The 12369-nt window shown below is 61.8% G+C and carries 9 protein-coding genes; 6 read left to right on the forward strand and 3 right to left on the reverse strand.

Annotated elements, in window-relative coordinates:
* Nucleotides 1-189 precede the first annotated feature (189 nt).
* The 5 genes from HMPREF2635_RS02095 (at nucleotide 190) to HMPREF2635_RS02115 (ending at nucleotide 7976) form a co-directional block, all read left to right on the forward strand.
* A complete protein-coding gene (locus tag HMPREF2635_RS02095; RefSeq protein ID WP_070547265.1) occupies nucleotides 190-1089 on the forward strand; it encodes a DUF559 domain-containing protein in 900 nt (299 codons plus the stop codon).
* 318 nt (nucleotides 1090-1407) lie between these two features.
* Nucleotides 1408-3084 carry a urocanate hydratase gene (locus HMPREF2635_RS02100; RefSeq protein ID WP_049155138.1) on the forward strand — a complete coding sequence of 559 codons (1677 nt, stop codon included), beginning with the start codon at nucleotides 1408-1410 and terminating at the stop codon, nucleotides 3082-3084.
* Between the two features lie 21 nt (nucleotides 3085-3105).
* Nucleotides 3106-4284 carry an imidazolonepropionase gene (gene hutI, locus HMPREF2635_RS02105; RefSeq protein WP_070821198.1) on the forward strand — a complete coding sequence of 393 codons (1179 nt, stop codon included), beginning with the start codon at nucleotides 3106-3108 and terminating at the stop codon, nucleotides 4282-4284.
* A 58-nt stretch (nucleotides 4285-4342) separates the two neighbouring features.
* Nucleotides 4343-5893, forward strand: coding sequence for an ATP-binding protein (locus tag HMPREF2635_RS02110; protein ID WP_046648898.1), 1551 nt, complete (start codon nucleotides 4343-4345; stop codon nucleotides 5891-5893).
* Nucleotides 5894-5969: 76 nt separating this feature from the next.
* Nucleotides 5970-7976, forward strand: a complete 2007-nt coding sequence (locus tag HMPREF2635_RS02115; RefSeq protein ID WP_070821199.1) for a DEAD/DEAH box helicase — start codon at nucleotides 5970-5972, stop codon at nucleotides 7974-7976.
* Between the two features lie 104 nt (nucleotides 7977-8080).
* Here the strand turns inward: HMPREF2635_RS02115 and HMPREF2635_RS02120 are convergent, their stop codons facing one another.
* Nucleotides 8081-8524, reverse strand: a complete 444-nt coding sequence (locus tag HMPREF2635_RS02120; protein ID WP_070821200.1) for a DUF2269 domain-containing protein — start codon at nucleotides 8522-8524, stop codon at nucleotides 8081-8083.
* 47 nt (nucleotides 8525-8571) lie between these two features.
* On the reverse strand, nucleotides 8572-9114 hold the full coding sequence (locus HMPREF2635_RS02125; protein WP_046648901.1) for an HNH endonuclease family protein: 543 nt from the start codon (nucleotides 9112-9114) through the stop codon (nucleotides 8572-8574).
* A 194-nt stretch (nucleotides 9115-9308) separates the two neighbouring features.
* On the opposite strand from HMPREF2635_RS02125, the gene HMPREF2635_RS02130 reads away from it, so the two are divergent.
* Nucleotides 9309-10649 (forward strand): lipase family protein, encoded by a 1341-nt coding sequence (locus HMPREF2635_RS02130; RefSeq protein ID WP_070821201.1) that lies wholly within the window; start codon nucleotides 9309-9311, stop codon nucleotides 10647-10649.
* Between the two features lie 109 nt (nucleotides 10650-10758).
* Here the strand turns inward: HMPREF2635_RS02130 and putP are convergent, their stop codons facing one another.
* Entirely contained in the window at nucleotides 10759-12321 is a 1563-nt protein-coding gene (gene putP / locus HMPREF2635_RS02135) for a sodium/proline symporter PutP (protein WP_070547258.1), read from the reverse strand.
* Nucleotides 12322-12369 lie beyond the last annotated feature (48 nt).

Consider the following 12369-nt stretch of genomic DNA (forward strand, 5'->3'; position numbering starts at 1 on the left):
TGCAGACCTGGAAGTGCAGACCTGCTGGTCGTCGCAAAGCACTGCCTTGCGCTGGACGACGCCCACCTGCACATCTGCACTTCCAGGTCTGCACTTTTGGCTGGGCACCGGATTGCAGGTAGTGCGGCGGAGGCGAAGAACGGAAGCCTATCTGTGGCGAGGCGCACAAAGCTGGGTTATGAGTAGTGCATGAACAATGAACAACTCTTTAACTTCTTAGACCAGCATCTTATCGACCTTCGCAAGCTACCCAATGATGATCCCCGGTGGAAGAAGGTGCACGCCGGCAAGGTGGCCAAACTGGCGTGGTGCTTCGTGCTGCCGATGGTGCATTGGCACGAACTCAAGCCGTGGCAGAAGGAGACCGCGAAGGCGTACGTGCTCGGGTTGACCTTGCCCAAGGCGACATTAGTGGGAAAGTCCGCCGCCCTTATTCATGGAATTCCGCTGGTTGTGCCGCCGACCGAATGGGAGGCGACGTTGCCTTCGAACTCGGTACCTCCACGATCTAAAGCCACTGTCCGTTATCGCCGCATGGATTTGCGCGGTAAAGAGACGGTGGTTCACGGGATTCGCGTGTCAACCCTGGAGCGCACGGCCATTGATATTGCGCGGTTCTATGGATTTGAGGAGGGGCTCGTTGCCGTCGATGCCGTGCGGGCGCGCAATGTAGGTCAGTTCGGGATTAACGAAACGCTCGGCGCTATGGGGAGAGTTAAGGGTGTTGCCGCCGCGCGGCGGGCGGTTGCTGAAAGCGTCAATTGCGCGGAGTCACCGTGGGAATCCTATGCCCGTGCCTTGATTCTTGCGGCGGACTACCCGGAGCTGCGCTGGGTCAAGGCGCAGTATGTGATTGAGAACTATCGAGCGGATCTGGTCATTAATGGGTGGCTCGTGATTGAGATTGACGGAAACGTCAAGTACCGCTTCGAGGCCGAAGAGGTAATTCGCGCGGAGCATCGGCGCCAGCAAGCCATCCTCAACAAGGGCTACATCGTCTTGAGGTTTAGCCCAGAACAGTTGAGTTCGCGGCCTGACTATTTCCAGGAGACGGTGGGCAAGCACCTGGCACGCGGCCCGCGCTTGTAAAAGTGCAGACCTGGAAGTGCAGACCTGCTGGTCGTCGTAAAGCATTGCCTTGGCGCTGGACGACGCCCTCCTGCGTGAATGCACTTCCAGGTCTGCACTTTTGGGTTGGGCTCTGGGTTGCAGGCAGCGCGGCGCTGAAGTGCCTGTCAGGCGACAGTCTTGTATCTGAGACAGGCGGGCAAAAAGAGCCCTAGAAGTTGGTGCTGCGTCACAGTAGCTTCTGATGTGTGACGCTGACCAAGCCCCACAAGGGACAGCCCCGGGCAACCGGCCTTGGGGGTTTGGAAGGGCGTCGAAAAGCACGAGCGAAAGGAAGTCATGTCTGAACCCCGCGAAGTACGCGCCCCGCGCGGAACCGAAATCACCGCCAAGTCTTGGCAGACCGAAGCCCCGCTGCGCATGCTCATGAACAACCTCGACCCCGAGGTTGCCGAGCGCCCCGAGGACCTCGTAGTCTACGGCGGCACCGGCCGTGCAGCCCGCAGCTGGGAAGCATTTGATGCCATCGTGGAGTCGCTGAAGGATCTCGAATCCGACGAGACCCTGCTGGTGCAGTCCGGCAAGCCGGTCGGCATTTGGAAGACCAACGAGTGGGCACCGCGCGTGCTCATCGCCAACTCCAACTTGGTCGGCGACTGGGCTAACTGGGAGCACTTCCGCAAGCTCGAGGACGAGGGCCTGATGATGTACGGCCAGATGACGGCCGGTTCCTGGATTTACATCGCTACCCAGGGCATCCTGCAGGGTACTTTTGAGACCTTCGCGGCCGTGGCCAAGAAGCGCTTCAACGGCACGCTCGCCGGCACCTTCACCCTGACCGGTGGCTGCGGCGGTATGGGCGGCGCGCAGCCGCTGTCCGTGACCTTGAACGGCGGCGCCTGCCTCATCGTCGATGTTGACGAGACCCGCCTGAAGCGCCGCCAGTCCAAGCGCTACCTCGATGAGGTCGTCACCGACCTGGATGAGGCACTCAAGCTGGTGCTCGACGCCAAGGAGAACAAGAAGCCGCTGTCCGTCGGCCTGGTGGGCAACGCCGCCGAGGTCTTCCCGGAGGTGCTGCGCCGCCAGCGCGCGGGCGAGTTCACCGTGGATATCGTTACGGACCAGACCTCCGCGCACGACCCGCTGAGCTACCTGCCCACCGAAATCACCGTCGAGGATTGGCACAACGAGGCCAAGGCAGATCCGACCACCTTCACCAAGAAGGCCCGCGAGGCCATGGCCGCCCAGGTCCAGGCCATGGTGGAATTCCAGGACGAGGGTGCAGAGGTCTTCGACTACGGCAACTCCATCCGCGATGAGGCCCGCAAGGCCGGCTACCAGCGCGCCTTCGAGTTCCCGGGCTTCGTTCCGGCCTACATCCGCCCGCTCTTCTGTGAGGGTCTCGGCCCCTTCCGCTGGGCAGCGCTCTCCGGCGATCCGGAGGACATCAAGGTCACCGACCAAGCACTTAAGGAGCTCTTCCCGGACAACGAGCACCTGCACAACTGGCTCGATGCCGCCGAGGAGTACGTGGAGTTCGAGGGCCTGCCGGCACGTATTTGCTGGCTGGGCTACAACGAGCGCCACAAGGCTGGCCTGCTCTTCAATGACCTGGTCAAGGAAGGCAAGATCAAGGCTCCGATCGTCATCGGCCGCGACCACCTCGATTCCGGTTCCGTGGCCTCCCCGTACCGCGAGACCGAGGCCATGCTCGACGGCACCGACGCCGTGGCTGACTGGCCGCTGCTCAACGCAATGACCGCTGTCTCCTCCGGTGCCACCTGGGTATCCATCCACCACGGCGGCGGCGTGGGCATGGGTCGCTCCATCCACGCGGGCCAGGTCACCGTCGCCGATGGCACCGAGCTGGCCGCCGCCAAGCTGCGCGCGGTGCTGACCAACGACCCGGGCATGGGTGTTATCCGCCACGTGGATTCCGGTTACACTCGCGCCAAGGAAGTCGCCGACGAGCGCGGTGTGCGTATCCCGATGGAATTCAAGGCCCGCGACTAGACAAGAGAGGAAAAGAAGATCATGTCCACCCTGTTTACTGGAATCTCAGAGCTGCGCACGGTGTCGGAGGCAGGCACGCTTGCCGACGCCGCACTCATCGCCAACACCGACGGCACCATCGCCTGGAGCGGCCCAGCCTCCGAGGCCCCGGCCGCGGACGAGAAGGTCGACCTGGGCGGGCGCGCAGTTCTGCCGGGCTGGGTGGATTCCCATACCCACATGATCTTCGATGGCGACCGCTCCGCCGAGTTTGAGGCCCGCATGGCGGGCGAGTCCTACCAGGCCGGCGGCATCGCCGTGACGATGGACGCGACCCGCTCGGCGGGGGAGGAGCGCCTGGAAAAACTCCTGGTGGAACGCATCGCCGCTGCCCGCCGGGGTGGAACGACCACCTTGGAGACGAAGACCGGTTACGGTCTCAATACCGAATCCGAGGTGGAGGCCGCTCGCGTGGCGGCCCGCCACGTCGATGACGTGACCTTCCTCGGCGCGCACCTCGTGCCGCCGGGAGCAGAGGCCGAAACCTACCTCGACGAGGTTGTGGGCCCGATGCTCGACGGCGTGGCGGAGCACGTGCAGTGGATTGACGTCTTCTGCGAGCGTGGTGCCTTCGACGAGAAGCAATCGCGCCGCGTGCTCGAGGCCGGCAAGGCTCGCGGACTTGGCGTGCGCGTGCACGGCAACCAGCTCGGCGAGGGCCCTGGCGTAGCGCTCGCGGTGGAGTTGGGCGCGGCCTCCGTGGACCACGTCAACTACCTCAGCGACGCGGATGTTGAGGCGCTGGCCTCCTCCGATACGGTGGCTACGTTGTTGCCGGCCTGCGATCTGTCTACCCGTGAGCCGCTGGCGCCGGGCCGCAAGCTTATTGATGCCGGCGCGACCGTCGCCATCGCCTCCAACCTCAACCCGGGCACCTCGTACACCTCCGCAATGAACTTCTGCATCACGACGGCCGTGCTCCAGCAGCACCTCACCCTCGATGAGGCCATTGCTGCTGGCACTCTGGGCGGTGCCACCGCGCTGCGCCGCCAGGATGTCGGTGAGGGCAAGGATGCGAAGGGCCGCCCTGCCAAGGGCTCGCTGGTAGTCGGCGCTGCTGCGGACCTGCACGTCCTCGATGCCCCGAGCGCTATCCACCTGGCTTACCGCCCGGGCATGCCGATGACGTTCAAGACCTTCGTCGGCGGCCGCGAGGTCTAGAAAGCAAAGTCTCGCACTCTAGAGTGTAAAACTTTGCAGTCTGCGGTATTCTGCAGGTATGATGTGGACAGTAGAGCAGCTCGAGGATTACCTCGAGCACTGTCGCCTCTTGCAGTCGGATACGACGACCGTGGAGGTGAAATCGGGACGCGGCGGAATGCCGCAGTCCCTGGGGGCTACTCTGTGTGCCTTCGCCAACATGCCGCGTGGCGGCACCGTCATCATTGGAGTGGCGGAGCCCGGCTTTGCGGTGCACGGCGTGGACGATCCTGGCGCTATCGAAAGCGCCCTGGCGGATCAGGCACGCACCCTCGTGGAACCCGCGCCTTACATTGAGACCCAGACCCTCCATATCGAAGGGCGTGCTGTGGTGCTCGGCCACATCGAAGGCGTGCTGCCGCACCAGCGGCCGGCGCTCTATCGGGGGCGGCCCTACCTGCGCATGGCGGACGGTGACTATGTCATGAGCGCCAATGACCTCCGCATGATCGAGGTGGATAAGCTGCACGCTCGCGAGGCCATTGCCTATGACTCAGCACCCGTTCCCGGGTCAAGCCTAGAAGTTTGTGATGATTCGGCGCTCAAAGAAGCAGTGGCGGAGCTGCGCAACGCCACCCCTCGTTTGCGGGGTGCGAGTGATGCCGAGTTACTGGAGCTATTCCGCGTGGTCGATGCCCAAGGACAGCTGAGTGTGGCCGGTTTGTACGCTCTGGGGCGCTTTCCGCAGGGATTCTTTCCTGACCTGCATATTTCTGCGGCCGTGCAATACCCGGCGGGGGAGGAAGGACCACGCACCCGGAACCTGGAAGAGTTTTATGGGCCCGTCCCGGATCTGGTGGATGCGGCCGTGGCGTGGGTGCGCCGGAATATCGATACCGACTTGGTCTATGGCACGGATGGACATCTGCGCGAGGTTCCCGAGCTTCCCCTCGAGGCGGTCCGCGAGGTCATAGCTAATGCCGTGGTCCACCGAGACCTCGGGCCGGAAAGCTTAGGTGCCGGGAAGTTCGTCACCATTCGGCTGACTCGCCAGGCACTGATCGTGACTAGCCCGGGTGGGCTACGCGGCATCTCCGTGGAAGAACTCAAGGGAAGGGTACTGTCACCCGTCGCTGTAAACCCGCGCCTGTATGCACTGAGCACGAAGTTGCGTCTAGAGGATGGCGAGCGCGTCATCGAGGGCCAGGGCGGAGGCATGAAGGTCGTCTTTTCGTCCCTTCGCAAAGCCGGCTTGCGCCCGCCGACCCTCATCGACACTGGTGTTCGCTTCACCGTGATCCTCTGGAGAGCGGGGCGAGGCGATGACGAGCACGCCCCCGCGACTCGCAGCGCCTCTGCTTCCTTTCAGCCCGCGCTTGCCCCAGCACAGACAGCGAAGGAGGGCAGTGTGGTGGAAGACGGGCTCGTCGCCAAGCTCGGCGGAAACCCGGCACTTGTGCTTGCTGCACTACGCCGGAACGGCGAGCTCTCGCTCGTGGACATCGTGAACAGCACGCAGCTCACCCGCGGCCAGGTGCGTTACGCGTTGGGCAAGCTCATCGAGTCCGGGCACGTCACGATGCGCGGCAAACACGGTGACCGCGCCACGCGTTACGCTGCGAAGGAGTAGCCCGAGGCGGAAAAGGTCGGGTAATTCAGCGGTGAAATAGCTAATTGGGTGCCGGTGCCGTACTCTGGTCTGAGCAATGAGCATTACCGATAACGCCACCGGCGGCGTAAACGAGCCGGAAGAATTCAATAAGTCGGAATCTCAGGAAAACTCGCAAGGTGGCGAAGCTCTGGACGCTTCGCAGGTATCCAACCAGGACACCGGGGCTGCGAATAACCCTGAGGACACCGGCGCTGAAGAAACTTCAGCCAACGACAACTCCCAGGGTTTTGCACACCTCGGCCTTCCCGATGACGTTCAGGAAGCCGTGTCCAAGGTGGGCTTTACCAAGCCATCCCCAATTCAGGAAGAAACCATCCCGATCCTCATGGAGGGCCGCGACGTCGTCGGTCTGGCCCAGACGGGTACGGGTAAGACCGCGGCCTTCGCGCTGCCGGTTCTCTCCCAGATCGATACCGAGGCCCGCTACCCGCAGGCTCTGGTCCTCGCGCCCACGCGCGAGCTGGCCCTCCAGGTAGCGGACTCCTTCCAGTCCTTCGCCGACCACTTGGGTCGCATCGAAGTTCTGCCCATCTACGGCGGCCAGGCTTATGGCATCCAGCTCTCCGGGCTGCGCCGTGGCGCCCAGATCATTGTGGGCACCCCGGGCCGCGTCATCGACCACCTGGAGAAGGGCTCCCTGGATATCTCGCAGCTGCGCTTCCTCGTCCTCGATGAGGCGGACGAGATGCTCAACATGGGCTTCCAGGAAGACGTCGAGCGCATTCTTGAGGACACCCCGGAAGACAAGCAGGTCGCACTCTTCTCGGCCACCATGCCGAACTCGATTCGCCGCCTGTCTAAGCAGTACCTCAACGACCCTGCCGAGATCACGGTGAAGTCGGAGCGCCGTACGAATGACAACATCACGCAGCGCTTCCTGCTGACCCCGCACCGCCACAAGATGGATGCCTTCACCCGCATCCTCGAGGTCATTGACTACGACGCCATCATCGTCTTCTGCCGCACCAAGCACGCGACCGAAGACGTGGCCGATAGCCTCAAGGAGGCCGGCTACAACGCTGCCGCCATCAATGGCGATATTGCCCAGCAGCAGCGTGAGCGCACCGTCGATCAGCTTAAGGATGGCCGCCTCGACATTTTGGTGGCTACCGACGTGGCGGCCCGCGGTCTCGACGTGGACCGCATTACCCACGTGGTCAACTACGACATCCCGAATGACACCGAGTCCTACGTGCACCGCATTGGCCGTACCGGCCGTGCTGGCCGCACTGGTGAGGCCATCCTGTTTGTCACCCCGCGTGAGCGTCGCATGCTGCGCTCCATCGAGCGCGTGACCAATGCCCGCTTGGAGGAGATGGATCTTCCGACCGCGGATGAGGTCAATGCTAAGCGTAAGGAGAAGTTCTTCGCTTCCATCGGCGCTTCGCAGGAGGACAAGCAGTTCGAGTTCTTCCGCGACATGGTGCGCGAGTACTCTGCAGCGGAGAACGTGGCGATGGATGATATCGCCGCGGCCTTGGCCGTGCAGCTGCAGGGCGGGACGGACTTCCTGCTCAAGGAGCGCCCGGTGACTAAGAAGGACCGTCGCGAGCGCGATCGCTTCGAGCGCGACGGCCGTGGGCGTGATCGCGGTGACCGTGACCGTGGTCGTGACCGCGGCGGCCGCGACCGTGACCGCGGCCCGCGCCGCCCGGATGGGGACTTTGAGACGTACCGGCTGGACGTCGGCAAGCGCCAGAACGTGCGCCCGGGCGCCATCGTGGGTGCGCTGGCCAACGAAGGTGGCCTGACTTCCAAGGACTTCGGCCGGATTACCATCGCGGTGGGCCACACCTTGGTGGACCTGCCGAAGAACCTGGACCCGGCAGTGCTGGACCGTCTGAAAGATACCCGCATTTCCGGACAGCTCATCAAGATTCAGAAGGACACCGGCCGCCCGCCGCGCCGGAACTACGATGACGACCGCGGTCGAGGCGGTTACGGAGGACGCGGACGCGGTGAGCGCGGCGGATACCGTGACCGTGACCGCGGTGGACGTGGCCGCGACCGTGGCGGTCGCCGCGGGGGCTGGCGCGACTAGGCTCCGCTAGGCGCCGCAGCGGCCCCAACGCTGCACGAGAAAACCTCCCAAACTCTCACTGAGAGCTTGGAAGGTTTTATCTGTTGAGGCCTAAACCGAAGAGTTTAGACGTACATCAGGATGGCGCAGACAACCCACAGCAGGTTGAAGATACCGGAGAACATAGCCAGCTGCTTCTTCAACTTGGCCACGTCGGCGCTGCCCGGGGTAGCAATCGCGGCCATGGCCTTGTTCTGCTTCGGGATGACCACGACGAGCAGAATCACCCAGGCGATGACGGAGAGAAGGAGGGCGATGTGGTACTGAACAGCGGACTTGTAAGCGTCGAGATCGGTAAGGAAGACTGCCAGACCGATAACCGGAACGATGGCGGAAATGTAGCCATAGGTCGAGGTGATCTTGTTGAGGATGCCGGCGGCACCAGCGGCCGAAGCATCACCGGAAGCGGCCTTTTCCACCTGGCCGGGGAAGGCGGAGGTGGAGATACACACGGTACCGACCAACAAGATGGCAGCGAAGGCGTGAAGGAAGATGAGCAAGCTTGTCATGGGGAGTGCGCTTTACCTTTCTATACGGGGCTTATCCCAGCGAAAGTCTAACGGTGCTGGGATATGAAATCGAATCGACACTGGTGGCGCATGACTGCATAGTCGCGGGCAGGCAGTGGGAGTTGGTATTTGCGCGCCACTGCGGCAAGGCGCAGCGAATAGTCGCAGCGGTCGGCGGGCGGGAGCCAGTCCGCCGGCAGGGAATCGGACTTGGCTTGGTTCAAGTTGCGGGCAGTGGCAACAAGGTTGAGCGGATCGTTGGCGAAGGCCATCTTCTTTTCCCGCGGCCACGTTGATGCGCCGAGATCCCAGGCTGCTGAGAGCGGAAAGACGTGGTCGACTTCGACGCGCTCCGGCGCGGGTGCGCGGGCATAAGGATCGTAGAGGGTGCCGTCGATGGTCTGCGCTGCTTTGACGTTATCGCGGGTGCCCGGCGCCCAGCCGCCGAAGTCATCGCGGTTGTAGCCAGGGGCCTCCACGCGTGCGGGCACGGTAGCCACACCCAGGTCCGGGCCGGGAAGGAGATGGAAGCCGCCGTAGGCCACCGTGGCTATGGAGAGGAAACCGATATAGGCCGCGCGCAGGTTCATGCACTTTTAGACTGTGCGCAGCGTGGAGGGGTTCCTGAAGGGCTCGGAGGGGAGCCGCCAAGCACGCAATGAGGTGGGGTGCGATGTCAACAAAACTTGACAAAATAAGAATAGTTTTAATAATTAGCTTGGTAATAGATTAAGAATGTCAAAATTACTGATCCCGCTATCACTGCTAAAAGAAAGGAAACGCAGTGAAATCTCCGCTCCCCATTCTTGCTGCGACATGTCTCGTTGTTGCAGCAAGCCCTCTTGCCTTTGCGCAGGACGTCGCGCCGGAACTGCCGGAATCTGCACTCGCCGAGGAAGCCCTCAAAGACCCCATAGCAACGGAGAGCCCCAACGAATCCGGTGACATTAAGGATGCCGCCGAAGAGTTAAAGAATTACTCCACAGCACCAGCACCTGGTGGTAACAGTCCGGTCGGTGATGAATACTCGGCCTTCTACCACGATGCTGTAGATCTGGAGTCATCCACCCCCGGCCAGCTTTTCCGTTCCGCGCCTGTTCGCAACCCGGCGAATACCCTCGGAATTACAAATATCGGCCCCTACAAGGCCCAGCGCATCCTGTATTCCTCTACCAACCGCACGGGAGAGAAAACGGCAGTCAGCGGCATTGTTATTGAGCCCAAAGCAGCATGGACGAAGCCGGGACCACGCCCGGTTGTAGCATTCGCCCCTGGTACCCAGGGTGTGGCAGACCGCTGTGCGCCGTCGCGCAAGATTGCTGAAGGCGTGGGGGATTATGAGCAGTTCTTCTTCGAGCAATACTTGAAGAAGGGATATGCGGTGGTGGTGACAGACTATGAAGGTCTTGGTACCCCAGGAATGCACACTTACATGGACCGAATCTCCCAGGGGCATGCAGTCTTGGATAGTGCGCGTGCGGCACAGCAGCTGAACGGCTGGGATATTAGTGGTGACAACCCCGTGTTCATTAACGGCTATTCGCAGGGAGGTGGGGCAGCGGCATCAGCAGCGGAACTCTATGATGACTACGCGCCTGAGCTTAACGTCAAGCTAGCAACGATTGGTGCTGCACCCGCGGATCTGACGTTGCTGCCGCCGGCTCTCGACGGCACGCTGTACTTCCTTTTTGAGTCCTATGCGTTGTTGGGCTTGAGTAACTCCTATGGCGAAGACCTGTACGCTCATCTCAATGAGAAGGGGGCTGCAATTCTCAAGCGCGCCACCAACACCTGCACCCTGGGGCTGGCTGGCTTTTCAGGAACCACCATTGAACAGATCAGCAATGAGGGCAACAGCGTTGACCAATTCATTGCTACTGCGCCCTATGACCGAATTCTGGCGGACCAGCACATTGGTTACGATGCGCCGTCGATTCCGGTGGTGGTTACGCACGGCCGCGGCGATGACGTGATTCCTTTCTCCACCGCTGAGCAGCTGGTTGAGCAGTGGACTTCGCGCGGTGCAAACGTGACCTTCATTCCGAATGATGCCCGCTCCCACGTGGCTGGTACCGTCCCGCATATTAAGGAATCCGTCAAGGCTATTGAGGCAGCGCTGTCTTAAAAGGAAGGTGTCTCGGGCACCTCAGTTCACAAGACAAACCCCTCGCCGGAGCTTAGTGATGAACTAGCCCGACGAGGGGTTTAAAAGAAGGAGGGGGAGGGGCCGAAGGCTACTTCTGAACCTTCTCCGCGGCCTCCTCGAAGTCCAAGTCATCGTTTTCTTCAACGAGCTTGGCCAAGCGGGTAGCCTCCTCGAATTCCTGGATGACCTTCTCATCCGGAGCCTTGGTAGCAAGGGAAACACCGACGGATACGAGCAGAGCGGAGATGAAGCCCGGAACCAACTCGTAAAGGGTATCGCCCAGCGGGCTCATGCCCCAGCCGATGGCCACGACGGCACCGGTGATCATGCCGGCGATGGCGCCGGTGGAGTTGAGGCGCTTCCAGTACAGCGACAGCAGCACCAGCGGGCCGAAGGCGGAGCCGAAGCCGGCCCAGGCGAAGCCGACCAGACCCAGAATCGAATCCGACGGGTTGATTGCCAGCACAGCGGCGACGATGGCGATGGCCACGACGGCAGTACGGGACAGGTTGATCAGGACGTTCTGGCTTGGCTTCTTCTTAGCGAAGATGAGGTAGAGGTCCTCAATCAGGGAGGTGGAGACAACCAGCATCTGGGAGGACATCGTGGACATGATGGCTGCCAGAACGGCGGTTAGAACCAGACCAGCAAAGAGCGGGTGGAACATGACCTGAGCCATGTCTAGGAAGATGGTCTCGTAGTTCTCCTGGTCGGTGATGGAGTGGTTGGTCTCAGTGAAGAAGACCGTGCCGGAGAGCGCGACGAAGATGGCTCCGATCAGGGAGATGCCCATCCAGCTCACACCGTAGAAGCGGCCCGCGCGGGCGTCGGAAGGCTTGCGCAGCGCCATGAAGCGCACGATGATGTGCGGCTGACCGAAGTAACCCAGGCCCCAGGCCAGGTTGCCGATGATGACGGCGGCGGATACGCCAGAGAACAGGGAGAAGTAATTGGGGTTCTCAATCACGCCACCGGTGGCGTAGGGGTTCTCAGCGGCGAAGCTGAAGATCTCACCCGGGTTATCCAAGGAGAAGAGCACCATGATCGGCACGATGATGAGCGAGGCGAACATCAGCAGGCCTTGAACGGTATCGGTGTAGGACACCGCCAGGAAGCCACCGACGAAGGTGTAGAAGACCGTCACGGCTGCCACGACGAGCATGCCGACCATGTAGTCGCCGCCGAAGCTGGACTCGAAGTAACGGCCGCCGGCCACCATGCCGGAGGAGACGTAGAAGGTGAAGAAGAAGATAATGATGGCCGCCGCGATGATGCGCAGCAGGCGCGACTTATCGTGCAGGCGGTTTTCAAAGAAGGAGGGCACGGTAATGGAGTTGCCGGCAATTTCGGAGTAGGAGCGCAGACGCGGCGCGACCCACTTCCAGTTGGCCCAAGCACCGATGAGGAGGCCGATCGCCATCCACAGCTCGGACATACCGGTCAGGAACAAAGCGCCAGGCAGGCCCATGAGCAGCCAACCCGACATATCGGAAGCGCCGGCGGATAGGGCGGCTACGAACGGGTGGAGGCCGCGGCCGGCGAGAACGTAGTCGTCGTACTCATCCGTCTGCTTGTAGCTCCAGAAGCCGATAGCGGCCATGGCAAGCAGGTAGATGATCATCGCAACGACATACCAAGTGGAGTCTTGCACTGATCTCTCCTTGAGATTGAGATTAAAAAATAGGACCTAACCACGCTA

The sequence above is a fragment of the Corynebacterium sp. HMSC035E02 genome (genome assembly GCF_001836065.1).
GTDB lineage: Bacteria > Actinomycetota > Actinomycetes > Mycobacteriales > Mycobacteriaceae > Corynebacterium > Corynebacterium hiratae.

Coding starts and splice junctions, on each gene's coding strand:
- HMPREF2635_RS02095 (WP_070547265.1), top strand. CDS start 190: ATGAACAATGAACAACTCTTTAACTTCTTAGACCAGCATCTTATCGAC.
- HMPREF2635_RS02100 (WP_049155138.1), top strand. CDS start 1,408: ATGTCTGAACCCCGCGAAGTACGCGCCCCGCGCGGAACCGAAATCACC.
- hutI (WP_070821198.1), top strand. CDS start 3,106: ATGTCCACCCTGTTTACTGGAATCTCAGAGCTGCGCACGGTGTCGGAG.
- HMPREF2635_RS02110 (WP_046648898.1), top strand. CDS start 4,343: ATGATGTGGACAGTAGAGCAGCTCGAGGATTACCTCGAGCACTGTCGC.
- HMPREF2635_RS02115 (WP_070821199.1), top strand. CDS start 5,970: ATGAGCATTACCGATAACGCCACCGGCGGCGTAAACGAGCCGGAAGAA.
- HMPREF2635_RS02120 (WP_070821200.1), bottom strand. CDS start 8,524: ATGACAAGCTTGCTCATCTTCCTTCACGCCTTCGCTGCCATCTTGTTG.
- HMPREF2635_RS02125 (WP_046648901.1), bottom strand. CDS start 9,114: ATGAACCTGCGCGCGGCCTATATCGGTTTCCTCTCCATAGCCACGGTG.